The organism is Streptococcus alactolyticus, assembly GCF_042649785.1.
GTDB lineage: Bacteria > Bacillota > Bacilli > Lactobacillales > Streptococcaceae > Streptococcus > Streptococcus alactolyticus.
The window spans coordinates 1-23,347 of record NZ_JBHRZX010000005.1; the positions used below are offsets into that span (position 1 = coordinate 1).

Here is a 23,347-nt window from a genome sequence, read left to right on the forward strand (position 1 = left end):
GACACCACTACTTTAACATAAAAGAAAAAGTAGAGAGTACTTTCTCCCGTCGGAGATTTTCTCGCTACTAATCTTAGTATGTTTTTGACGTTCAAAAGCAAATCTTACAAAAGTGTAAGATAGGTCAGATGTTTTTTAGCTATAATAGAATTGACAGATAGTTTTAACGTTTTAGCCTTGACACCCATTGTTATAAAACGTATAATTGTCTTATAAAAATAATACAAACCTATTGTGGAATAAAGGAGAATTATGTCTAGAAGAAGTAAAACGACGATGTCGAAAAGAAACAAGGTGATTATTGGGGCAGCCATTGGTTTGTTTGTAGTCGCTGGAGCTGGTCTTCTATGGTGGCAACAGGGCAAAGACAGCAAAGAAGCAGAGGAAGTGACTTACAAGACCAGTACGGTCACAGAAGGCTCTATTTCCTCATCAACCCTCTTAACAGGTACTGTTAAAGCCCTTCAGGAACAATATGTTTATTACGACAGCACCAAAGGGACAGAAGCTAGGCCAACCGTTTCAGTAGGTGACCAGATTACAACAGGGCAACAATTAGTGCAGTATGACACCACAACGGCGCAGGCTGCCTATGATGCCGCTGTTCGTAACCTTAACAAAATTGGCCGTCAAATTAATTACCTAAAAACATACGGTAATTTGCCAACCACGACAGCATCAACGGATGAAGAAACTGGTGAGCAAACGACTGTTACGCAAGCACCATCTGCTCAAGCAAATGCACAGTACAACCAACAACTGCAAGATTTAAATGATTCTTACGCCGATGCTCAAGGCGAAGTTAACAAAGCTCAACAAGCCTTGAACGAAACAGTTGTCGTGAGCGATGTTTCAGGAACGGTGGTAGAAGTCAACAGCTATATTGACCCATCTTCAAAAAACAGTCAAACCTTGGTTCATGTGGCGACAGAAGGTCAGTTGCAAATTCAAGGAACTTTGACAGAATACGATTTGGCAAACATCAAAACAGGTCAAACCGTTAAGATTAAATCAAAAGTTTACCCAGACCAAGAATGGACTGGTACCATTTCTTACGTGTCGAATTATCCAAACCAAACTAGCGATACAGCCAGCGCAGCAAGTGCTTCGTCTGACTCAACAGCCAGTTCAACTTATGACTATAAAGTTGATATCAACGGTGATATTTCAAACTTGAAACAAGGCTTTACCGTATCTGTTGAAGTGGTCAATGACACTAAAAACAAACTGGTTCCAGTGAAGGCAGTGATTGCTGAAGGTGAGAAAAACTACGTTTGGGTTTATGACAAAGACACGCAAAAAGTCAGCAAAGTTGAAGTCACTCTTGGTAGTGCCGATGCGAAAGAGCAAGAAATTTTGAGTGGCTTAGAAGTTGGTCAAACGGTTATTGCTAATCCTAACGATCGCCTAAAAGACGGTGAAACAGTTGATGATGTGGTTGCTGACAACGCGACTGTTTCAGATGAATCAGGGGAGAGTGAGTAGTGACAGAAGAAAGAAAAGTTTTAATTGATCTTAAAAATATTGTCAAATCCTATAAGAACGGTGATCAAGAATTGCAGGTGCTAAAAGGTGTTGACCTAAAGGTCTATGATGGGGAATTTTTAGCCATCATGGGCCCTTCAGGGTCTGGTAAATCAACACTGATGAATATCATCGGATTGCTTGATAGACCAACATCAGGTGACTATGCCCTAAATGGCAAGCAGGTTGAAGAATTGAAAGAAAAGGAATTGGCCAAGGTTCGAAATGAAGAAATCGGCTTTGTTTTCCAACAATTCTTCTTACTTTCTAAATTAAATGCTTTGCAAAATGTGGAATTGCCACTGATTTATTCAGGTGTGGGGGCTGGGAAACGCCGCCAATTAGCCAAGCAATTTTTGGAAAAAGTCGAACTGGGTAATCGAATGCAACATTTGCCATCGGAATTATCAGGTGGACAAAAGCAGCGTGTGGCAATTGCCAGAGCCTTGGTTAACAATCCGTCTATCATTTTGGCGGACGAACCAACAGGAGCCTTGGATACGAAAACCAGTGAGCAAATCATGCAACTGTTGACAGAGTTAAATCAAGAAGGTAAAACCATTGTCATGGTAACACATGAGCCTGAGGTCGCTGATTTTGCAACGCGTAAAATCATTATCAGAGATGGTGAGATTACCAAAGATACGACTGACAGCGTCAGAATTGATTAGGGGGAAAAGACATGGAAAATTGGAAATTCGCCCTAAGTTCAATCATGGGGCACAAAATGCGCTCGTTCTTGACCATGCTGGGAATTATTATCGGTGTGGCATCTGTTGTGGTGATCATGGCTTTGGGACAAGGCTTGACCAAGCAGATTACCGATATGTTTTCAGCTGATACGCGAGATGTTCAGATTTATTATGTGACAAAAGATTCTGATAGCGATAGCTTTTTTGATGATACGAAATCGACTTCGCAAGATAAGGGGCCTAAGATTCAAGAAGAATGGCTCCAAAAGATTGCTGCGGATGTGCCTGGTGTTCAAAATTATTATGTGACTAATTCGACCACTTCAACGGTTTCTTATGTCAATAAAAAAGCGAAAAACGTTAATATTACAGGGGTTAATCGCACCTATTTTGACGTTAAAAAGTACAAAATTGTAGCAGGACGTAGTTTCCGTGCCGATGATTATTCGCATTTTTCACGCATTATCATGCTAGACACCAAATTAGCGGTTAAATTATTTGGCAGCAACGACAATGCCTTAAACAAACAAGTGTCTGTTGGTTCTAAATCCTACTTGGTTGTTGGGGTGTATAAGGATCCTAATGCAGGTTCAGCTCTTTATGGTATGGCTTCTGGTGGAAATGCCATTATGACCAATACCCAACTGGCAGCAGAATTCCATATGAATGAGATTGAAGGGGCTTTTGTCCATGTCAATGATGCCAAGGAATCTACTGAGGTAGGTAAGCAAGCTGCTAAAATGATGACCCAATTGTCAGGTGTCAAGGTGGGGCATTTCACCATCTATGACATGTCCAAACAAATTGACCAAATTAATTCGGCTTATGGCATGATGACGACGGTTATCGGTGCCATTGCAGGTATCTCCCTCTTAGTTGGTGGTATCGGTGTCATGAATATCATGCTGGTATCCGTGACAGAACGCACACGCGAAATCGGCTTGCGTAAAGCTTTGGGTGCTACACGCCGAAAAATCTTGACCCAATTCTTGATTGAATCAATGGTCTTGACATTATTGGGTGGTTTGATTGGTTTGGGATTAGCGGTTGTTTTGACCAATATTCTGGGCAATAGTATCGCTGAAATCAAGCCATACATTTCGATCAATGTGGCTATCGGTAGCTTGATTTTCTCTGCTTTGATTGGTATGGTCTTTGGTATCCTACCAGCCAATAAAGCAAGTAAATTAGACCCGATTGAAGCTCTTCGTTACGAATGATATAAGCTTAGAAAAGGGACTCCAAACACTATTGGATCCCTTTTTCAATATTTTTAAACTCTGTCAAGTTTTTTTCTTGACACCCCTAGGTTTTATGTTATAATAAGTAAAGTGAGTTAGTGGCAAGGCTATTAACTTAGACAAAAAATATAGAAAAGAGACTTAATACTAATGGCAGTAAAAATCCGTTTAACTCGTATGGGTTCTAAGAAAAAACCTTTCTACCGTATCAACGTAGCTGATTCACGTGCTCCACGTGATGGTCGTTTCATCGAAACAGTTGGTACTTACAACCCACTTGTAGAAGAAAACCAAGTAACTTTGAAAGAAGATCGTGTTCTTGAATGGTTGTCAAAAGGTGCTCAACCTTCAGATACAGTTCGTAACATCCTTTCACGTGAAGGCGTTATGAAAAAATTCCACGAATCAAAATTTTCAAAATAATAGAGTAAGCTAAAGCCTATGGATACCATTGAAAATCTAATTATCGCTATTGTGAAACCCTTGATTTCACAACCAGATAATCTTATTATCAAAATTAAGGATACACCTGAGTTTTTAGAATACCATCTTGATTTGGATGCTCAAGACATTGGTCGTGTGATTGGTAAAAAAGGTCGTACCATTACAGCGATAAGATCGATTGTCTATTCGGTACCAACTCAAGGTAAAAAAGTAAGACTCGTTATTGATGAGAAAGAGTAGTTGTTTCTGCTCTTTTTCTATTTTTTTTGAAAAAATATTCAAAAAGGTATTGACACCTTAGCTAAACTAGGGTAAAATAGTTTTTGTTGTTTTGGGGTATAGCCAAGCGGTAAGGCAAGGGACTTTGACTCCCTCATGCGTTGGTTCGAATCCAGCTACCCCAGTGAGTTCATTGGTGGTAACATCATTGATTTTGGTCCGTTGGTCAAGGGGTTAAGACACCGCCTTTTCACGGCGGTAACACGGGTTCGAATCCCGTACGGACTATCTTGACCAGTTGCGGTGGCAGCTGGTTTTTTATTGCCATCATAGTAAAATGATAAAGATTAAGTTAAGTGGAGTAAGCATGAATTATTTTAACGTTGGAAAGATTGTCAATACCCAAGGGTTACAAGGTGAAATGCGTGTCTTGTCAGTGACCGATTTTACAGAAGAGCGTTTTAAAAAAGGCTCAAAATTAGCAATTTTTGATGACAAGGACCAATTTCTTCTTGAGGTGGAAATTGCCAGCCATCGCAAGCAAAAGAATTTTGATATCGTGAAATTCAAAGGAATGTACCATATTAACGATATCGAAAAATACAAAGGTTGCACCTTGAAAGTTGCTGAGGAAAATTTGTCTGATTTGGATGAGGGCGAATTTTACTACCATGAAATCATCGGACTAGACGTTTATGAAAACGATGTTTTAATTGGTCAGGTGAAAGAAATCTTGCAACCTGGTGCCAATGATGTGTGGGTCGTAAAACGCCAAGGCAAACGTGACTTGTTGCTGCCTTACATTCCGCCAGTTGTTCTTAACGTTGATATAGCGGGTAATCGTGTGGATGTGGATGTCTTAGAAGGACTTGACGATGAAGATTGATATTTTAACCCTTTTCCCAGAAATGTTTGCCCCGCTGGAGCATTCGATTGTTGGGAAAGCGACGGAAAAAGGCTTGTTGGAAATCAACTACCATAATTTCCGTGAAAATGCAGAAAAAGCTCGTCATGTGGACGACGAACCTTATGGTGGTGGTCAGGGAATGCTTTTACGCGCACAGCCTATTTTTGATACTATTGATAAGATTGATGCCAAGAAGCCGCGCGTGATTCTCTTAGACCCAGCAGGTCGGACGTTTGACCAAAGCTACGCCGAAGAATTAGCTCAGGAAGATGAATTGATTTTCATTTGTGGGCACTACGAGGGCTATGACGAACGTATTAAGACCTTGGTGACAGATGAAATTTCCTTGGGGGATTTTGTCTTGACTGGTGGAGAGTTGGCAGCGATGACGATTGTGGATGCGACTGTTCGTTTGATTCCGAGCGTTTTGGGCAAGGAAGCCAGCCACCAAGATGATTCCTTTTCATCAGGGCTTTTGGAATTCCCGCAATACACGCGTCCTTATGATTTTCGTGGCATGAAGGTGCCTGATGTCTTGATGAGTGGTCACCATGAAAACATTCGCAAATGGCGCATTGAACAGAGCTTGCGTAAGACTTTGGAACGCCGTCCTGATTTGCTGGAAAATTATCCTTTTACCAAGGAAGAAGAAAGTATTTTTCAAAAGATTCTCGCAGAGAAAGACGCGAAATCAGAAAACTTGTGATATAATAAAAAGATATGCATGACTGTATATCTTTTTATTTTTGAGGAGGTTTTGATGCGGACTAAAGAGTGGTTGTTCTTTCTTATAGGCCCTTTACGTATTCTAGAAAAGAGCATTTGCAATGCCATCATCTTTATGTGTGTCCTGAACATTCGCCTGAGTTGAAACGGCACCTTACTTTTCGTGTTTATTTGCGCAGTCATTCTGACGTTGCTGCGACTTATGGAGCAGTCAAACAAAAAACAGCGTAGCTATTTCCTCAAAATATTGACCGTTATATGGCTCACAAATCATCAGTCATCGAAGAAATCTATAAGGAGTTGGAGAGATTAATGTCAGAAAATCGTGAAATATATGATATCACTATTGTCGGTGGGGGTCCTGTGGGACTTTTTGCAGCCTTTTACGCAGGTTTACGTGGGGTTTCTGTAAAAATCATTGAAAGTTTGTCGGAGCTTGGTGGACAGCCTGCCATTCTTTATCCAGAAAAAATGATTTACGATGTGCCTGGTTTTCCTGAAATTCCAGCTGCAGATTTGGTGGAAAATCTCATCAAACAATTGCAACGTTTTGAAGATAGAACAGCCATTTGTTTGAAAGAGGAAGTGAAGGCTTTTGAAAAAGAAGGGGATATTTTCACTATCGAAACTAGCAAAGGGCAACATTTTTCACGTGCTATCGTTATCGCTTGTGGTAATGGTGCTTTTGCACCGCGCATGCTTGGGCTAGAAGGTGAAGATTTCTACGCGGACAATAATTTATTCTACAACGTGCACAAACTTGACCAATTTGCTGGCAAAGATGTGGTGATTTGTGGTGGCGGTGATTCTGCTGTGGACTGGGCTAATCATTTAGATGGTTTGGCAAATAGTGTGACTATCGTTCACCGTCGTGAGGCTTTCCGTGCCCATCAGCATAGTGTTGAATTACTGGAACAATCAAACGCCACCATTTTGACGCCTTATGTGCCACTGAATTTGGAAGGTGATGGTACTTTTGCTAATCGTTTGACTGTTCAAAAGGTAAAATCAGATGAAACCATTGATTTGTCATTAGATGCTTTGATTGTCAGCTTTGGTTTTTCAACGTCTAATAAAAACCTCAAAAATTGGAACGTGGACTACAAACGCTCTAGCATCAACGTTTCACCTTTGTTTGAAACCAGCCAGCCAGGGGTTTATGCTATTGGTGATGCGGCGAATTATGAGGGCAAAGTTTCTCTCATCGCGACAGGTTTTGGTGAAGCACCAGTAGCAATCAACCAAGCTATTCAATACATTTACCCTGACCGTGACAACCGCGTTGTTCACTCAACATCTTTAATTGATTAAAACCAATCAGACCTAGGTAAACTTGCCTAGGTCTTTTTTTTGATAAAAAATGATAGAATTTGATTGAAATCGCTTGACATCTTTTTATAAAAGAGTATAATATAAAATGTAAACGATTTCAGGGGAGTGATTAAGATTCTTAAGTCTAAACGAAAACAGTTGATTATGGCAAAACTTTCAAAGGATAAGTTTGTTAATATCGAAGACTTAGTGACCCTCTTAGACACCTCAGAATCCACTGTTCGTCGTGATTTAGATGAATTGGAAAGCGAGCATAAGTTGCACCGTGTTCATGGTGGGGCAGAGTTGCCTCGTTCTCTCAAAGAAGAATTTACCATTCAGCAAAAATCTATCAAAAACGTTCAATACAAGGAGTGTGTGGCTCAAAAAGCGGCTTCTTTTATTTCGGATAATGATGTGATTTTTGTGGATGCGGGGACGACAAATGAATTGTTGCTTAATTATATTACACAAACAAATGTAACCGTTGTCACGAATTCCATTCATCATGCCGCGAAGTTGGTCGATAAGGATATCAAGACGATCGTTATTGGGGGTCATGTCAAACAGACGACAGACGCTAGTATTGGCACGATAGCTTACCAGCAAATCAAGCAATTGAACTTTGACAAAGCCTTTTTGGGAATCAATGGGATTGACGAGCAATTTTTGACTACTCCAGATTTGGAGGAGGCTGTGATTAAAAAAACAGTGATTGAAAATGCTCGAAAGACCTTTATTGTGACAGATTCTTCCAAAATCGGTCATGTGTCTTTTGCAAAAGTAGCTGCTATCGACAATCTTGGAATTATCACCAATCAATCCAACAGTACACTTATGAAAAAAATAAAAGAGAAGGCGAAGGTAATTGAAGTATGATTTATACTGTAACACTTAATCCATCCATTGATTTTATTGTCCGTTTGGATACTTTAACCATTGGAGAAGTGAATCGTATGACAAGCGATGACAAGTTTGTTGGCGGTAAAGGGATTAACGTTAGCCGTGTCTTGAAACATCTGGGAATTGACAATACTGCCACAGGTTTTATCGGTGGTTTCACAGGACGTTTTATCACAGATGGCTTAGCTGCTGAAGGCATTGCGACACAATTTGTTGAGGTTGCTGACGATACTCGTATCAATGTCAAAGTCAAGGCTGGCGAAGAAACGGAAATCAACGGTGCCGGCCCACGTATCTCAGATGAGAAATTAGCTGAATTGGAAAGCATTTTGGCAGGTTTAACAAGTGATGATACGGTGGTCTTTGCGGGTTCTGCCCCAAGCAGCCTAGGTAACCAAGTGTACAATACCTTGATTCCAATTGCTAAACAAGCAGGGGCTGAAGTGGTGTGTGACTTTGAAGGGCAAACCTTGCTAGATGCCTTAAATTACCAACCGCTCTTGGTTAAACCTAATAATCATGAATTAGCTGCGATTTTTGATGTCACCTTAAATGGTCTTGCCGATATTGAAAAATACGCTCGTGAATTGTTGGCAAAAGGGGCTAAAAACGTGATTATTTCAATGGCAGGAGATGGAGCTTTGTTGGTCACACCAGAAGCTGCCTACTTTGCCAAACCAATTAAAGGAACAGTTAAAAATTCTGTTGGTGCGGGTGACTCAATGGTTGCAGGATTTACAGGCGAATATGTCAAATCAGGTGACCCAATTGAAGCCCTTAAATGGGGTGTCGCTTGCGGGACAGCAACTACATTTTCAGATGACTTGGCGACAGCCGAATTCATAAAAGAAACTTATCAAAAGGTAGAGGTGGAGAAACTATGAAAATTCAGGACTTGCTCAGAAAAGATGTCATGATCATGGATTTAAAAGCAACCACGAAAGAGGCTGCGATTGATGAAATGATTACCAACCTTGTCAAACACGGTGTTGTAACAGACTTTGATGTGTTTAAACAAGGTATTATGAACCGTGAGGCGCAAACATCAACTGGTTTAGGAGATGGGATTGCCATGCCTCACAGTAAAAATGAAGCGGTTAAAGAAGCAACAGTGCTTTTTGCCAAATCAAGCAAAGGTGTGGACTATGAATCATTGGACGGTCAACCAACAGACTTGTTCTTCATGATTGCTGCTCCAGAAGGGGCTAATGACACCCACTTAGCAGCGCTTGCGGAATTGTCAAAATACCTTTTGAAAGATGGATTTACTGATACCTTACGAAAAGCGACAACGCCTGATGATGTGATTGCTGCCTTTGATGCGGTTGAAAAAGAAAACGAAGCTAAAGCAGCAGATAAAAGCACGCCAGTTAGCAGCGAACGCCCACTGATTGTTGCTGTTACAGCTTGTACAACAGGAATTGCCCACACTTATATGGCAGAAGAAGCCTTGATTAAAAAAGGTGATGAAATGGGTGTAACCGTTCGTGTTGAAACCAACGGTGCCTCAGGTGTTGGTAACCGTTTGACTGGTGATGAAATTGCACGAGCAAAAGGGGTTATCATTGCAGCGGATAAAGCAGTTGAAATGGGTCGTTTCAATGGCAAGCCATTGATTTCACGTCCAGTAGCTGACGGTATTAAAAAATCAGAAGAACTTATTAATGAAATCCTTGACGGCAAAGCAAGCATTTACAACGGTGCTGGTGGTACTGCTGCAGAAGCCGAAGAAGAAAACCTCAGCTTGGGAGCAGCCTTCTACAAACACTTGATGAGTGGTGTATCTCAAATGCTACCATTCGTTATTGGGGGCGGGATTCTCATTGCCATTTCATTCTTGATTGACCAATTTATGGGGGTGCCTAAAGACCAATTAAGTCACCTTGGTAACTACCATGAAATCGCTGCTGTCTTTAACCAACTCGGAAATGCAGCCTTTGGCTTCATGATTTCTGTCTTTGCAGCTTACATTGCCTACTCTATCGCTGAAAAACCTGGTTTGGTAGCTGGTTTCACAGCTGGTGCGATGGCAACATCAGGGATTGCTTTTGGTCGTATCTCTTATTACAGTGTCGCTAGTGCAGCAGAATTGTCTAGCAACCAAGTCGCTTCAGGTTTCCTTGGTGCCCTTGTTGGTGGTTTCTTAGCAGGTGGTGTTATTTTAGCCCTTAAGAAGGCGCTAGCATTCTTACCGAAATCACTTGAAGGAATCAAATCTATCCTTCTTTATCCACTTCTTGGTGTGCTTATCACAGGATGCTTGATGCTCTTTGTCAACATCCCAATGGCCGCAATCAACACTGCTCTTTATGGTTTCCTTGATAGCCTATCTGGTAGCTCTGCTATTATCCTTGGACTTATCCTTGGTGGTATGATGGCCATTGATATGGGTGGACCTTTCAACAAAGCTGCTTATGTCTTTGGGACAAGTAGTTTAACAGCCGCAGCCCTTGCTAATGGTGGTTCAGTCGTTATGGCAGCCGTTATGGCAGGTGGTATGGTACCTCCTCTTGCAGTCTTTGTCGCTACACGTTTGTTCCAAAACAAATTCACAGAAGAAGAACGTGACGCAGGTCTAACAAACATTGTTATGGGCTTGTCATTCATCACAGAAGGAGCTATTCCATTTGGTGCAGCTGACCCAGCTCGTGCCATCCCAAGTTTTATGGTTGGTTCAGCAGTAACGGGTGCCCTTGTCGGAGCATTTGACATCAAATTGATGGCACCACACGGCGGAATCTTCGTCTTTCCCTTGACAAGCAACTGGGTTCTATACCTTGTCGCAATCATTATCGGTGCTATTATTTCAGGACTTCTCTTCGGTGCCCTTAGAAAAGCAAAATAAGTCTTTTATGAATCTAACACAGAACTCCTACGGGAGTTCTTTTAGCATCTCGAGATATAGTTTAAAACTATACTAAAGCATAAAAAGATAGAATGGCTTAAAGTATTGAAAAAACTGTATTATCCGTTAGAATCTTAACTATCAAAAAAATAGAATGTATAGTTTAAAACTAATACGAAACCAGGAGGTTCTTATGGTAAAGATTTCAAATTTGGGGTATCCACGTCTAGGGGAAAATCGTGAGTGGAAAAAATTGATTGAGTCTTATTGGGCAGGTAAGGTTTCGCAAGAAGAGTTGCAGGCACAAGCCAAGGAATTGCGTTTGGCGTTTTTGAAAAAACAGGCTGATGCTGGTCTTGATTTGATTCCAGTGGGAGATTTCTCACTGTATGACCATATCTTGGATTTGTCAGTGCAATTTGGCGTGATTCCAAAGCGTTTCTCTGATGAGTACATCGATTTAGATTTGTATTTTGCGATTGCGCGTGGCAATCAAGACAATGTGGCTTCTTCAATGAAAAAATGGTTTAACACCAATTACCATTACATTGTGCCAGAGTGGTCTGGTGTTCAGCCGCATTTGACAAATACCCGTTTGTTGGACTTGTACTTGGAGGCCAGAGAAGTTATCGGCGACAAGGCGAAACCAGTCATCACAGGGCCAATTACCTATGTGGCCTTGTCATCAGAAGTCAGCGATTTTACCGCTGCTGTGAAAAAATTGTTGCCTTTATACAAACGAGTCTTTACAGAATTGGTGGAAGCAGGAGCGACTTACATCCAAGTGGATGAGCCCATTTTTGTGACTGATGAAGGCGATGACCTCCTAGAAGCAGCTAAATCGGTTTATGCTTATTTTGCCAAGGAAGTACCTGAGGCTAAACTCATTTTCCAAACTTATTTTGAAGCCTTGATTGATGCTAAGGAGTTATCACACTTGCCAGTGGCTGCATTTGGCCTTGATTTTGTGCATGGTTTGGAGGAAAATCTAGAAGCTGTTGACGCTGGTTATTTTGCTGATAAGGAAGTTTTTGCTGGTGTGGTTGACGGTCGTAACGTCTGGGCGAGTGATTTTGTCAAAACGTCAGAATTGCTAGCAAACCTTCAAGCTAAGGTTGGAAACTTTGTGATTCAGCCATCTTGTTCATTGCTTCATGTACCTGTAACCACTAAAAACGAAACAGAGTTAGAACCTGTTCTTAAAAATGGTTTGGCGTTTGCGGATGAAAAATTACAGGAAATTCAGTTATTGAGCCAACATGTGGAGGGTAAACCATCTGAGGCTTATGCCAAGCACGTTGCGGATTTTAATGCCTTGCAAGCTGCAGATTTCCGTAATGTGACCTTGGAAAACTTGGATGATGTGGTGACTGAGCGCGTGGATTACAAGGTTCGTCGTCAGGTGCAGCAAGATAAACTAGATTTGCCGATTTTGCCAACCACAACCATTGGTTCTTTCCCACAATCGCCTGAAGTTCGCCGTACGCGTTTGACTTGGAAACGTGGGGATATTTCAGATGCGGAATACGAAAACTTCATTCAATCTGAAATTGCGCGTTGGATTAAGATTCAAGAGGATTTGGATATTGATGTCTTGGTGCACGGTGAATTTGAGCGCGTGGACATGGTGGAATTCTTCGGCCAAAAATTAGCTGGTTTCACAACAACTGCGTATGGTTGGGTGCAATCTTATGGTTCACGTGCGGTTAAGCCACCAATTATCTATGGTGATGTTAAACACATTCAGCCATTGACGGTCAAGGAAACGGTTTATGCGCAAAGCCTGACAGATCGTCCAGTGAAAGGGATGCTAACTGGCCCAATCACTATTACCAACTGGTCATTTGAACGTTCAGATATTTCGCGTGCGGATTTGTTTAATCAAATTGGTTTGGCTATTAAAGATGAAATTAAGCTGCTTGAGGATGTTGGCATTGCTATTATTCAGGTGGATGAGGCTGCGCTTCGTGAAGGTTTGCCACTTCGTAAGAGCAAGCAACAAGCTTATTTGGACGATGCTGTTCACGCCTTCCACATCGCTACGTCATCAGTGAAAGATGAAACGCAGATTCACACGCATATGTGCTATTCAAAATTTAGTGAAATCATTGATTCTATTCGCGCTTTGGACGCTGATGTGATTTCTATTGAAACGAGTCGTAGCCACGGTGATGTGATTGAATCATTTGAAACAGCGGTCTATCCGCTTGGTATTGGTCTTGGGGTGTACGATATTCATTCGCCACGCGTTCCAACCAAAGAAGAAGTGATTGCCAATATTGAACGCCCATTGCGTCAATTGTCACTTGAACAATTCTGGGTTAACCCTGATTGTGGTTTGAAAACGCGCCGTGAACCTGAAACCATTTCCGCTCTTGAGATTTTGGTAGCAGCAACTAAAGAGGTTCGAGCAAAATACGGCAAATAAGAAGGGGGAGGCTATGTCACGATTATTAGAATGTTTAAAAACCGATATTCTAGTAGCGGATGGCGCTATGGGGACACTGCTTTATGCCAATGGTCTTGACAATTGCTACGAAGCCTATAATCTGACACACCCAGACAATATTTCTGCGATTCACCAAGCTTATTTGGAGGCGGGAGCAGATGTGATTCAAACCAATATTTATGCGGCGAAACGCCACCGTCTAAAAGGTTATGGCTATGATGAACAGGTTAAAGCCATCAACCAAGCTGGTGTTGAATTGGCACGAAAAGCAGCGGGCGAGGACGCTTTTGTCCTCGGAACCGTTGGTGCTCTCCGTGGTCTGAAACAATGTGATTTAACGCTTGATGAAATCATTGAAGAAACCCTCGAACAAGTGGGTTACTTGTTAGAAACCAAGTAAATTGATGGTTTATTGTTTGAAACGTATTACGATGAAGAAGAAATCATCGAAGTGCTAAAAGCCGTTCGACCGCTAACAGACCTCCCGATTATCACCAATATCGCTCTTCATGAGGCGGGGATTACGGAAAATGGTCGCCCCTTGGTGGAATTATTGGGGACTTTGGTCATGCTGGGAGCGGATATTGTTGGCTTAAATTGCCACCTTGGTCCCTACCACATGATTAAATCCCTCAAGCAAGTGCCCTTATTTGCCCAGTCCTATTTGTCGGTTTATCCCAATGCCAGCCTGCTATCTTTTGAGGATGATAATGGCAGCGGTCATTATGGTTTTAGTCAGAATGCGGATTATTTTGGTAAAAGTGCAGAGCTTCTTGTGGCAGAAGGGGCACGCCTGATTGGAGGGTGTTGTGGGACAACACCAGACCATATCAGAGCTGTCAAGTGTGCCATTAAAGGTCTAAAACCTGTCGAGAAGAAATTTGTCACGCCGATGGTGGAAGAGGCAGAGCTTATCAAAAGGGTCAAATCATCAGAAACCTTGGTAGATAGGGTCAAACGAGAAGTGACTATTATTGCTGAACTTGACCCTCCCAAAACGCTTGACATCAGCAAGTTCACAGCAGGGGTCAAGGCTTTGGATGCGGCATGTATTTCGGCCATTACCTTGGCGGATAACTCCCTAGCCAAAACCCGCATTTGCAATGTCAGCTTAGCTTCATTGTTGAAAAATGAAATTGCTACACCTTTTCTGTTGCACCTATCCTGTCGTGACCACAATATGATTGGCTTGCAGTCGCGTTTGTTGGGAATGAATGTGCTAGGATTTGATAATGTGTTAGCCATTACAGGGGACCCGTCTAAAATTGGCGATTTTCCTGGAGCGACTAGCGTTTATGATGCCACCAGTTTTAAATTACTAGAGCTAATTCAGCAATTGAACCATGGGCAAGGTTACAGTGGTGCTAGTGTTAAGAAAGCAACCAATTTCACAGCAGCAGCGGCGTTCAATCCCAATGTCAAAAATTTGTCGCGTTGCGGACGCTTGATTGAGCGAAAAATCGCGTCTGGTGCTGATTATTTCATCACACAACCCATTTTCAATGCCGATATTTTTGAAGAATTGGCTGATTTGACAAAAGACTATGAAACGCCTTTCTTTGTCGGTATCATGCCCATTACCAGCTACAATAATGCGATTTTCTTGCACAATGAGGTTCCAGGTATTCAATTGTCAGAAGCATTTTTAGCTAAATTAGAAGCGGTGAAAGGCGACAAGGAAACGTGTCAACAACTTGCTTTGGAAGAGAGCAAACGCTTGATTGACCGAGCCTTAGAACACTTTAATGGCATTTACTTGATTACGCCATTTATGCGTTATGATTTGACGGTAGAGTTGGTTGATTACATTCATCAAAAAGTGGAGCAAAAGCAGTTAGTCATATCGTAAAAAGAAAGTCAAAAGGCTTTCTTTTTTTGTCTTTTTTAAAGGAGTTTTGATATACTGGTATCTAGTTTTGAGAAAGGGGGAGAGTCATGGCAAAAAAAGCGAGAAAATACCCAAGCCAAAAGCGCAGAAAAAAACGACGTCGCAAACGTCGCTCATCAAAAATGCCAAAGGGTTTGCTAAAAACGGCCATTGCTTTGGCAGCTCTATTTAGTGCGGTCTTTTTTGGACAGCGGTATTATCAAGAACTGCATCGCATAGCCATTGCGGATACGGCGAACTTAGAAACACCCAGCCAAGACACCCAGACTTTCATTCAAACCATTGGTGAAGATGCTCGCTACATTGCGGCTCAAAATGATTTGTATGCTTCTGTGATGATTGCGCAGGCCATTTTAGAGTCTAATAGTGGGCAATCCGCCCTCAGTCAAGCCCCAAATTACAACTTTTTTGGTATCAAGGGCGATTACAATGGCAAGTCCGTTACCATGCAAACTTGGGAAGATGACGGCAATGGCAATGCCTACACCATTGATGCCGCCTTTCGCTCTTATGATAATCCCATGGAATCTTTGGAAGATTATGCCCAATTTCTTCAAAAAAATATCTATGCAGGCGTCCGAAAATCCAATACCAATTCTTACCAAGATGCCACGGCAGCTTTAACAGGTGTCTATGCTACCGACACTTCCTACGGGGAAAAGCTCAATCAAATCATCGAAGAATACCACCTCACTGACTACGATACCAATTAGCTTATAACCAAAAAAAGATTGACAAGACGCTAAAAACTTGAGATACTCAAAGAAATCATCGCTCTTGTCAATTTTTTTGAAAAATAAAAATGCCAAGTCTGTGATGAAATGGCAATGAAAGGAATTCAATATTAGCTGTCGTTTGTTGGTGCTAACGCAGGCAACAAAAAGAAACGAAAAAGCTAGAACGATTAAATCTTAAGTTAGGAATAATCTTATTAGTGTTGGATATCCTATACAAGATAATCGAGTTGCTTAAATGCTTCTAGAAACATGACAGGTGAGGTGAGAAACCTCACTCACTTGTCTTGTTATTTTAAGCTAAAAATGGTAATAATGCAAATGAAATTGAACAACTTAATCAAAGGTTTATTGATTGTAGATGTTGTTTTGACAGTGATTCTTATAGTGGCACAACTATTTTAAGAAAAATGAGTTAATAAACACTTAGAAAAAAGGAAACAAAAAAGTAGATTTAGCAATTTTACTGATAAAACTCGAGATTCTAAAAGAGATCATCAGTCTTGTCAAAATCTTCTTAAACAAATAATTTAACGCTAAGCGTGGGGAAAGTGCTTCACGACTTGGCTTTGGTTCTAGTATATCAAGTTAGGGATAAAAAAACAATGAAAAGATTTAAAACACTAGTCGTTATTTTGTTAGTCTTGCATGCTATGTTATCAGTTTTGCAAGGTTTTGACGTGTTAAGCACGATTGATTTAATCATCACAATCTTATTGGCCTACTTTGTTATGTCTTATGATTAGAACGCAGAGATGACATGACTAAGCGGTCAACGGCTCGTGGTTTTATTCGTAGTAATGCCACAAAAGAAGATTTGCTTGAATTGCAAGAACTTATCCAAGAAAATCTAAAAAGTTTTAACAGTTTTCCCTTGATTGCGAGGGTATTTTTTATGTGCGAAAAGTCATGTTATAATAAGTGATATGGACTTACGTTTGAAGCATGTAATGGAAAGGGATGGTGTTAGGATGAAGATTAGAAAAGCGACTGAAAATGATATCGATGCTGTGGAAAAGTTATACGATGCCATTCACACGGCTGAAGAAGAAAATAAACAAGACATTGGCTGGGTCAGAGGGATTTATCCTGTTCGTGCTACGGCAGAAGCAGCATTAAAACGAGAGGATTTATTTGTGCTTGAAGAAAATGGCACACTATATGGAACGGCCATCATAAACAAGCTACAAGTGGACATTTATAATCAAGGAAACTGGAAGCATAGGGTTTCTGATGAGCAAGTCTGTGTCCTGCACACCCTAGTTATTTCACCTGTAAGTGCAGGGAAGGGCTATGGCAAAGCCTTTCTTGAGTTTTATGAAAACTATGCGTTGGAGCAAGGTTGCATTGAACTTAGACTCGACACGAATGCCAAAAATGAAGTCGCTCAGGCCATGTATAAAAAGCATGGCTACACAGAAATCGGGATTGTTTCAACGGATTTCAATGGTATTTCGGAAGTTCAGTTAGTGTTGCTAGAAAAATATTTGGGAAACTCACGAGAGTAGAGGAATTTTTGTTTCACCTACCATCCTTTTCTTTTTTGTGTTAGAATAGGTAACAAAGAGGAAAAAGACAATGAAATTATTAAAAGACCGTTTTGATACCTTAAGCGATGCTATTATCGCGATTGTGATGACTATTTTAGTATTGGAAATTTCCATTCCATCCAGCATGAAGGGCTTGCCGCATTTGTTTGAGCAAGTTGCCTTGTTTTTGCTGAGTTTTATTATCATCATTAATTTTTGGTACCGCCGTTTTCAAGCCATGCGAGCAACGGACAAGACGACTTTTCGGACATTTTTGATGGACGTTATTGCCCACGCTATTTTGGCCCTTTTCCCATTAGCCACTAAAATGTTGGTTGAATTTGACGTCCGATGGGTTGGCATTCTCTTTTTTGGGGGCATTAATCTGCTGACTAGCGTTTTGGTCAATTGCATGACCTACGAATTAGCCATGAAGGCCGTGAAAAATTTACCTGATAAGGATGAAGAGGCCATTCAAATGTTCAACGATTGGCTTAATCGTAGAGCAATTGGTAGCCTAGTGGCAGATATTGTTCTGCTGGCTATTTCCCTTTGTTTCAACACAATCGGGGTTTACATTTACATTCTCATGCCACTTTTGGAATTTATCAGTAATTTCAGGCATGGGCGTGCCATGGAAACAGCTTACCAAGAAGGGCAAAGTTTCCAAGAAATCTTGAAACAACGGATGTCAGCTGACAAGAACCATTCGGCAAGCAGTAGCAATTAAAAGAGAGCAAGGCACGGACAAGAAGGTTCGTGCTTTCCTCTCTTTTAAAACTGCTCAAGATATGCTATAATGAAAATGATATGCAATGAGGAGACTATCATGGAATTAGTACGGGAAAAAGAATTCGTTAACCAATATCATTATGATGCTAGAAATTTAAAATGGGAAGAAAAAAATGGTACCCCAAAGACAAACTTTGAGGTTACTTTTCAATTAGTTAATAAAGATACCGAAAATAACCAGACATCTATTGTGGCTGTCTTGCAATTTATGGTTGTGAAGGAAGAATTTGTCATTAGTGGCGTAGTTTCACAAATGATTCACATCAAAAACCGTATTGTGAACGAGCCAAGTGAATTTGAAAGAGGAGAAGTTGAAACGTTAGCAGCGCCATTATTAGACATGGTTCAACGCTTAACCTACGAAGTCACTGAGATTGCTTTAGACCGTCCTGGAGTGAAATTGGAGTTTAGAAATTAATGAAATTAGCAGTTATTACTGATACAACCGCTGTCTTGTCGGATGATATCAAGCAAAAAGAAAATCTTTTTATCTTAGATATTCCTATTACGTTTGAAGGGGAAACCTATGTGGAAGGGAAAAACTTGAGCTTAGATGAGTTTTACCATCGCATGGCCCATTCTCCAACGCTGCCACACACAAGTCAGCCAAGTTTAGCCAAATTGGATGAGATTTTAACGCAGCTGGTTTCAGACGGTTATACACACGTGATTGGCTTGTTCTTATCTTCTGGTATCTCAGGCTTTTGGCAAAACATTCAATTTTTTATTGAAGACCACCCAGAACTGACGATTGCCTTTCCAGACAGTAAGATTACGTCAGCACCGCTTGGCTGCATGGTGAAGAACCTTTTAAAATGGGGAGAGGAAGAACTTGCTTTTGAGGCTATTTTAGAGAAATTGCAGCAACAAATTGATGGAACAGGTGCTTTTATCATGGTTGATGATTTGAATCACTTGGTAAAGGGCGGACGTTTGTCAAATGGTTCGGCTTTGATTGGTAATTTGTTGAGCATTAAGCCAATTCTCTACTTTAACGACGGCACTATCGAAGTGTTTGAAAAGGTGAGAACAGAGAAAAAAGCCATCAAGCGTCTTGTAGAAGTCTTGACAGAAAAGACAGCAAATGGTCAGTACGAAGTCTTTATTATCCATACGCGTGCTGAAGAAAAAGCGCAACATTTCTACCAAACCTTGTGTGACAATCATTTCGGCCACCAACTTGAAATTGTTGGTTTTGATGCTGTTATTGCGACTCACTTAGGTGAAGGTGCTGTTGCCTTTGGTTTCACGCCAATTGTTTAAAACGTTTTAATGTTAGGGGAGGACTATTTTGGAGATTAAAGTTATTGTTGCAGGTTTCAGAGGGAGAATGGGTTCTGCGGCTGTGAATATGGTCAAAGAAGATGAAGACCTTATCTTGTCAGCCTTGTTAGACCCATTTGCGAAGGACACTGAGGTAGATGGGGTGCCTGTTTTTACAGATAAATCACAGCTTATTGGCTTTGATGCGGATGTTTGGATTGACTTTACCACACCAGCCGTGGCTTATGACAATACCCGCTTTGCTTTAGAACATGGGTTTGCTCCTGTGGTTGGGACAACTGGATTTACAGAAGATGAAATCGTAGAATTGATTGCCCTGTCTGAAGACAAAAAAATCGGTGGTTTGATTGCGCCTAATTTTGCCATTGGAGCTATTTTGCTGATGGAATTCGCGGCTAAAGCAGCCAAATACTTCCCTGATCTTGAAATTATTGAGTTGCACCATGACAATAAAAAGGATGCACCGTCTGGAACAGCCATTAAAACGGCAGAATTGATTCGTGAAGTTCGCCAGCCTAAGCAACAAGGGGCAGCTGATGAGGTGGAAAGCCTTAAGGGTGCGCGTGGTGCTGAATTTGATGGCTTCCGCATTCACAGTGTGCGTCTACCTGGTTTGGTGGCGCATCAAGAAGTGATTTTTGGGGCTCAGGGCGAAGGATTGACCTTGCGTCATGATTCGTACGACCGCAAATCCTTCATGAGTGGTGTTAATATTGGAGTAAGAGCAGTTGTAAAACGAGATAAACTCGTTTATGGTTTGGAAAAATTATTATGAAATTAAATAATTTGCCTTCTGAATTTCAGGAGGCTTTACCTATCTTAAAGAAAATTCGTGAAGCTGGTTATGAGGCCTATTTTGTTGGAGGAAGTGTGCGTGATGCCCTCCTCAATCGTCCTATTCATGACGTGGATATTGCTACTAGTGCTTATCCTGAGGAAACCAAGACCATCTTTGCTAGGACGATTGATATCGGGATTGAGCATGGGACGGTCTTGGTATTAGAAGATAGTGGTGAATATGAAATCACCACCTTCCGAACAGAAGATGTCTATGTGGATTACCGCAGACCGAGCAGCGTTTCCTTTGTGCGTTCCTTGGAAGAAGATTTGAAACGCCGTGATTTTACAGTAAATGCCTTTGCCTTGAACGACGAAGGAAATGTGATTGATAAATTTGATGGTCTGGCTGACTTGAAAGCCAAGCTTTTGCGAGCAGTAGGAAACCCTGCTGAACGTTTTAACGAAGATGCTTTGCGCATCATGCGTGGTTTTCGTTTTGCAGCCAGCCTTGATTTTAACATTGAAGCAAATACCTTTGCTGCTATGGCCTCTCATGCACCTTTGCTTGAAAAAATTTCAGTAGAGCGCTCTTTTATTGAATTTGATAAGCTTTTGTTGGCACCGTTTTGGCGAAAAGGGATTACAGCTATGTTGGCCAGTCAGGCCCAAAAATACTTGCCACATTTGGAAGAAGCACATGAAAATCTACAAGGCTTGTTGGATCATTTGGCTGAGGACTATCATTTCAAAAGCTCTGAGCAAGCTTGGGCAGCTCTGCTATTGTCCCTAGACATTACCGATAGTCGTGCTTTCTTGAGATCTTGGAAAACGTCAACGCAGTTTCAGAAAGATGTTGAAACCATTGTGACTATTTACCGTGCGCGTTTGCAATCTTCTCTGGATAAAAAACAGGTTTATCGTTATGGAAAAGATTTGATTGAGCAGGCTGAGGATTTACGAATTGGGTTTGGCTTGCCAGTTGATATTGAGCGCATCGAGCGTTTGGACGAGGCATTGACTATTCATGACAAGCATGAAATTGTGGTTAATGGTAGCATTTTAATCAAAGAAATGGCTTATAAACCAGGACCAGACCTAGGACGTACCTTGAAACAGGTTGAGGACGCGATTGTACTAGGCGAGTTGGCCAACGATAAAGCAGCGATTCTGGAATGGATTAGAGAGGCGAGTAAATGAGTGACTTTATTGTAGAACATTTAACAAAATCAGTCGGTGACAAGACGGTTTTTCGTGATATTTCCTTTATCATGCACGATTATGACCGTATTGGGATTATTGGGGTCAATGGAACAGGTAAAACGACGCTGCTGGATGTGATTTCAGGTCGACTTGGTTTTGATGGAGATGTTTCTCCATTTTCAGCTAAAAATGGTTATAAAATCGCTTATTTGACCCAAGAACCTGATTTTGATGATAACAAAACGATTTTGGACACGGTGTTATCATCTGATTTGCGGGAAATGGCTTTGATTAAAACCTATGAGCAATTGATGGCAGACTATAACGAATCCAACCAAGCTCAGCTAGAAAAAGTCATGGCAGAAATGGATTCTCTTGATGCTTGGACCATTGAAAGCGAAGTCAAAACGGTCTTGACCAAGTTAGGCTTGCATGATTTGTCGCAAAAAGTCGGTGATTTGTCTGGTGGGCTCCGTCGCCGTGTGCAATTGGCTCAGGTCCTCTTGAATGATGCGGACTTATTGTTATTGGACGAACCAACCAACCACTTGGATATTGATACCATTGCTTGGTTGACGCAATTTCTGAAGAACAGCAAGAAAACCGTGCTCTTTATCACCCACGACCGCTATTTCTTGGATAATGTGGCAACGCGTATTCTTGAGTTGGCTGATAGTCAATTGACGGAATATCAGGGAAATTACCAAGATTATGTGCGCTTGCGTGCGGAGCAAGATGAGCGTGATGCAGCAACCTTGCATAAGAAAAAACAACTTTACAAGCAAGAATTAGCCTGGATGCGGACTCAGCCGCAAGCACGTGCAACCAAGCAACAAGCCCGTATCAATCGTTTTAATGACTTAAAAGCTGATTTATCAGGTACTAAGCAGTCCAGCGAAATGGAAATTCATTTTGAAACCGGCCGTATTGGTAAAAAGGTTATCGAATTTAAGGATGTTTCATTTGCTTACCCCAATAAACCAATTTTGCAGGACTTTAATTTGTTGGTGCAAAACAAGGACCGTATTGGGATTGTGGGTGACAATGGTGTCGGAAAGTCAACCTTACTCAACCTTATCAATGGTGATTTGCAGCCAACTAGCGGTCAACTGGACATTGGGGAAACCGTCCGAATTGGTTATTTCTCGCAATTGATAAAAGACATAGATGAGAATAAACGCGTGATTAACTACCTGCAAGAAGTAGCAGATGAGGTGAAAACGAGCGTTGGGACAACGAGCATCACGGAATTGCTGGAGCAATTTTTATTCCCTCGCTCAACACACGGAACCTTGATTTCAAAATTATCAGGTGGTGAAAAGAAGCGCTTGTATCTGCTTAAGATTTTGATTGAAAAGCCTAATGTCTTGTTACTTGACGAACCGACTAATGATCTTGATATTGCAACTTTGACTATTCTTGAAAATTTCTTACAAACATTTTCGGGACCTGTTATCACAGTGAGCCACGATCGCTACTTCCTTGACAAAGTAGCCAATAAAATTCTCGCTTTTGAAAATGGTCAAGTGCGTGCCTTTTTCGGTAATTACACCGATTATTTGGACGAAGAGGCTTTTGAAGAAAATGCAGCGACTGAGCAAGCTAAGAAGGCAGCTGCACCCAAAGCAGAAAAAGAAAAAACGAAGAAAAAACGCATGTCTTACTTTGAAAAACAAGAATGGGAAACCATCGAAGATGAGATTGCCAAATTAGAAGAAGACATCGAAACCATCGAAACTCAAATGCAAGAAAATGCCAGCGATTATGGCAAATTAGCAGAACTGCAACGCTCGCTAGATGCTGCCAATGAAACCTTGCTGGAAAAATACGAACGTTATGAGTATTTAAGTGACTTAGCCGAGTAAACGTTCATACGTTT

22 protein-coding genes, 2 tRNA genes and 1 pseudogene are annotated in these 23,347 nt (G+C 41.2%); all 25 read left to right on the forward strand.

Annotated elements, in window-relative coordinates; genetic code table 11:
- Window positions 1-252: 252 nt before the first annotated feature.
- The 25 genes and pseudogenes from ACFORE_RS00920 (at window position 253) to ACFORE_RS01040 (ending at window position 23,333) form a co-directional block, all read left to right on the forward strand.
- Entirely contained in the window at window positions 253-1,485 is a 1,233-nt protein-coding gene (locus tag ACFORE_RS00920; protein WP_235281105.1) for an efflux RND transporter periplasmic adaptor subunit, read from the forward strand.
- Window positions 1,485-2,195 (forward strand): ABC transporter ATP-binding protein, encoded by a 711-nt coding sequence (locus tag ACFORE_RS00925; protein ID WP_167829263.1) that lies wholly within the window; start codon window positions 1,485-1,487, stop codon window positions 2,193-2,195. Before ACFORE_RS00920 ends, ACFORE_RS00925 begins: the two co-directional genes overlap by 1 nt.
- An 11-nt stretch (window positions 2,196-2,206) precedes the next feature.
- Window positions 2,207-3,436, forward strand: a complete 1,230-nt coding sequence (locus ACFORE_RS00930) for an ABC transporter permease (RefSeq protein ID WP_154454589.1) — start codon at window positions 2,207-2,209, stop codon at window positions 3,434-3,436.
- A 171-nt stretch (window positions 3,437-3,607) separates the two neighbouring features.
- Window positions 3,608-3,880, forward strand: a complete 273-nt coding sequence (rpsP, locus tag ACFORE_RS00935; protein ID WP_003065322.1) for a 30S ribosomal protein S16 — start codon at window positions 3,608-3,610, stop codon at window positions 3,878-3,880.
- A gap of 18 nt (window positions 3,881-3,898) precedes the next feature.
- Entirely contained in the window at window positions 3,899-4,141 is a 243-nt protein-coding gene (locus ACFORE_RS00940) for a KH domain-containing protein (RefSeq protein ID WP_154454590.1), read from the forward strand.
- Window positions 4,142-4,233: 92 nt separating this feature from the next.
- Window positions 4,234-4,305: transfer RNA gene (locus ACFORE_RS00945), tRNA-Gln, on the forward strand.
- Between the two features lie 31 nt (window positions 4,306-4,336).
- Window positions 4,337-4,408: transfer RNA gene (locus ACFORE_RS00950), tRNA-Glu, on the forward strand.
- Between the two features lie 79 nt (window positions 4,409-4,487).
- Window positions 4,488-5,006 (forward strand): ribosome maturation factor RimM, encoded by a 519-nt coding sequence (gene rimM / locus ACFORE_RS00955; RefSeq protein ID WP_154454591.1) that lies wholly within the window; start codon window positions 4,488-4,490, stop codon window positions 5,004-5,006.
- On the forward strand, window positions 4,996-5,733 hold the full coding sequence (gene trmD / locus ACFORE_RS00960) for a tRNA (guanosine(37)-N1)-methyltransferase TrmD (RefSeq protein ID WP_154454592.1): 738 nt from the start codon (window positions 4,996-4,998) through the stop codon (window positions 5,731-5,733). The genes rimM and trmD overlap by 11 nt, the downstream gene beginning before the upstream one ends.
- Window positions 5,734-5,801: 68 nt before the next feature.
- Window positions 5,802-5,984, forward strand: a complete 183-nt coding sequence (locus ACFORE_RS00965; protein ID WP_264879804.1) for a GrpB family protein — start codon at window positions 5,802-5,804, stop codon at window positions 5,982-5,984.
- Window positions 5,985-6,065: 81 nt separating this feature from the next.
- Window positions 6,066-7,064 (forward strand): NAD(P)/FAD-dependent oxidoreductase, encoded by a 999-nt coding sequence (locus tag ACFORE_RS00970; RefSeq protein ID WP_294607924.1) that lies wholly within the window; start codon window positions 6,066-6,068, stop codon window positions 7,062-7,064.
- 129 nt (window positions 7,065-7,193) lie between these two features.
- Window positions 7,194-7,943 (forward strand): DeoR/GlpR family DNA-binding transcription regulator, encoded by a 750-nt coding sequence (locus ACFORE_RS00975; RefSeq protein ID WP_294607933.1) that lies wholly within the window; start codon window positions 7,194-7,196, stop codon window positions 7,941-7,943.
- Window positions 7,940-8,851, forward strand: coding sequence for a 1-phosphofructokinase (pfkB, locus tag ACFORE_RS00980; protein ID WP_154454593.1), 912 nt, complete (start codon window positions 7,940-7,942; stop codon window positions 8,849-8,851). Before ACFORE_RS00975 ends, pfkB begins: the two co-directional genes overlap by 4 nt.
- On the forward strand, window positions 8,848-10,812 hold the full coding sequence (locus ACFORE_RS00985; protein ID WP_235280705.1) for a PTS fructose transporter subunit IIABC: 1,965 nt from the start codon (window positions 8,848-8,850) through the stop codon (window positions 10,810-10,812). The genes pfkB and ACFORE_RS00985 overlap by 4 nt, the downstream gene beginning before the upstream one ends.
- Before the next feature lie 193 nt (window positions 10,813-11,005).
- Window positions 11,006-13,240, forward strand: a complete 2,235-nt coding sequence (gene metE / locus ACFORE_RS00990) for a 5-methyltetrahydropteroyltriglutamate--homocysteine S-methyltransferase (protein ID WP_235280704.1) — start codon at window positions 11,006-11,008, stop codon at window positions 13,238-13,240.
- 13 nt (window positions 13,241-13,253) lie between these two features.
- A pseudogene (locus tag ACFORE_RS00995) lies at window positions 13,254-15,110 on the forward strand (bifunctional homocysteine S-methyltransferase/methylenetetrahydrofolate reductase).
- Window positions 15,111-15,196: 86 nt separating this feature from the next.
- Window positions 15,197-15,862, forward strand: coding sequence for a glucosaminidase domain-containing protein (locus ACFORE_RS01000; protein ID WP_154454597.1), 666 nt, complete (start codon window positions 15,197-15,199; stop codon window positions 15,860-15,862).
- A 626-nt stretch (window positions 15,863-16,488) separates the two neighbouring features.
- The gene (locus tag ACFORE_RS01005; RefSeq protein ID WP_168260630.1) at window positions 16,489-16,629 is read left to right on the forward strand and encodes a hypothetical protein; all 141 of its coding nucleotides are present in this window, start codon (window positions 16,489-16,491) and stop codon (window positions 16,627-16,629) included.
- 225 nt (window positions 16,630-16,854) lie between these two features.
- Entirely contained in the window at window positions 16,855-17,391 is a 537-nt protein-coding gene (locus ACFORE_RS01010; RefSeq protein ID WP_154454598.1) for a GNAT family N-acetyltransferase, read from the forward strand.
- A 70-nt stretch (window positions 17,392-17,461) separates the two neighbouring features.
- Window positions 17,462-18,142, forward strand: coding sequence for a TMEM175 family protein (locus ACFORE_RS01015; protein ID WP_264879522.1), 681 nt, complete (start codon window positions 17,462-17,464; stop codon window positions 18,140-18,142).
- A 99-nt stretch (window positions 18,143-18,241) separates the two neighbouring features.
- Window positions 18,242-18,622, forward strand: coding sequence for a DUF1149 family protein (locus ACFORE_RS01020; protein ID WP_154454600.1), 381 nt, complete (start codon window positions 18,242-18,244; stop codon window positions 18,620-18,622).
- Window positions 18,622-19,467, forward strand: coding sequence for a DegV family protein (locus tag ACFORE_RS01025; protein ID WP_154454601.1), 846 nt, complete (start codon window positions 18,622-18,624; stop codon window positions 19,465-19,467). The genes ACFORE_RS01020 and ACFORE_RS01025 overlap by 1 nt, the downstream gene beginning before the upstream one ends.
- 28 nt (window positions 19,468-19,495) lie before the next feature.
- Window positions 19,496-20,263, forward strand: coding sequence for a 4-hydroxy-tetrahydrodipicolinate reductase (gene dapB, locus ACFORE_RS01030; RefSeq protein ID WP_235280700.1), 768 nt, complete (start codon window positions 19,496-19,498; stop codon window positions 20,261-20,263).
- Complete coding sequence (locus tag ACFORE_RS01035) at window positions 20,260-21,465, forward strand: CCA tRNA nucleotidyltransferase (protein WP_154454603.1); 1,206 nt, start codon at window positions 20,260-20,262, stop codon at window positions 21,463-21,465. Before dapB ends, ACFORE_RS01035 begins: the two co-directional genes overlap by 4 nt.
- Window positions 21,462-23,333: an ABC-F family ATP-binding cassette domain-containing protein gene (locus ACFORE_RS01040; protein ID WP_380434903.1), complete on the forward strand. Its 1,872-nt coding sequence runs from the start codon at window positions 21,462-21,464 to the stop codon at window positions 23,331-23,333. The genes ACFORE_RS01035 and ACFORE_RS01040 overlap by 4 nt, the downstream gene beginning before the upstream one ends.
- The last annotated feature ends 14 nt before the right edge of the window (window positions 23,334-23,347 follow it).

Excerpts from the sequence above, each read along its gene's own strand:
- metE (WP_235280704.1), top strand. The coding sequence starts at position 11,006 with ATGGTAAAGATTTCAAATTTGGGGTATCCACGTCTAGGGGAAAATCGT.
- ACFORE_RS00985 (WP_235280705.1), top strand. The coding sequence starts at position 8,848 with ATGAAAATTCAGGACTTGCTCAGAAAAGATGTCATGATCATGGATTTA.
- ACFORE_RS01040 (WP_380434903.1), top strand. The coding sequence starts at position 21,462 with ATGAGTGACTTTATTGTAGAACATTTAACAAAATCAGTCGGTGACAAG.
- ACFORE_RS01015 (WP_264879522.1), top strand. The coding sequence starts at position 17,462 with ATGAAATTATTAAAAGACCGTTTTGATACCTTAAGCGATGCTATTATC.
- pfkB (WP_154454593.1), top strand. The coding sequence starts at position 7,940 with ATGATTTATACTGTAACACTTAATCCATCCATTGATTTTATTGTCCGT.
- ACFORE_RS01035 (WP_154454603.1), top strand. The coding sequence starts at position 20,260 with ATGAAATTAAATAATTTGCCTTCTGAATTTCAGGAGGCTTTACCTATC.
- ACFORE_RS01010 (WP_154454598.1), top strand. The coding sequence starts at position 16,855 with ATGAAGATTAGAAAAGCGACTGAAAATGATATCGATGCTGTGGAAAAG.
- ACFORE_RS01005 (WP_168260630.1), top strand. The coding sequence starts at position 16,489 with ATGAAAAGATTTAAAACACTAGTCGTTATTTTGTTAGTCTTGCATGCT.
- ACFORE_RS00970 (WP_294607924.1), top strand. The coding sequence starts at position 6,066 with ATGTCAGAAAATCGTGAAATATATGATATCACTATTGTCGGTGGGGGT.
- trmD (WP_154454592.1), top strand. The coding sequence starts at position 4,996 with ATGAAGATTGATATTTTAACCCTTTTCCCAGAAATGTTTGCCCCGCTG.
- rimM (WP_154454591.1), top strand. The coding sequence starts at position 4,488 with ATGAATTATTTTAACGTTGGAAAGATTGTCAATACCCAAGGGTTACAA.
- ACFORE_RS01000 (WP_154454597.1), top strand. The coding sequence starts at position 15,197 with ATGGCAAAAAAAGCGAGAAAATACCCAAGCCAAAAGCGCAGAAAAAAA.
- ACFORE_RS00930 (WP_154454589.1), top strand. The coding sequence starts at position 2,207 with ATGGAAAATTGGAAATTCGCCCTAAGTTCAATCATGGGGCACAAAATG.
- ACFORE_RS01025 (WP_154454601.1), top strand. The coding sequence starts at position 18,622 with ATGAAATTAGCAGTTATTACTGATACAACCGCTGTCTTGTCGGATGAT.
- rpsP (WP_003065322.1), top strand. The coding sequence starts at position 3,608 with ATGGCAGTAAAAATCCGTTTAACTCGTATGGGTTCTAAGAAAAAACCT.
- ACFORE_RS01020 (WP_154454600.1), top strand. The coding sequence starts at position 18,242 with ATGGAATTAGTACGGGAAAAAGAATTCGTTAACCAATATCATTATGAT.
- ACFORE_RS00940 (WP_154454590.1), top strand. The coding sequence starts at position 3,899 with ATGGATACCATTGAAAATCTAATTATCGCTATTGTGAAACCCTTGATT.
- ACFORE_RS00920 (WP_235281105.1), top strand. The coding sequence starts at position 253 with ATGTCTAGAAGAAGTAAAACGACGATGTCGAAAAGAAACAAGGTGATT.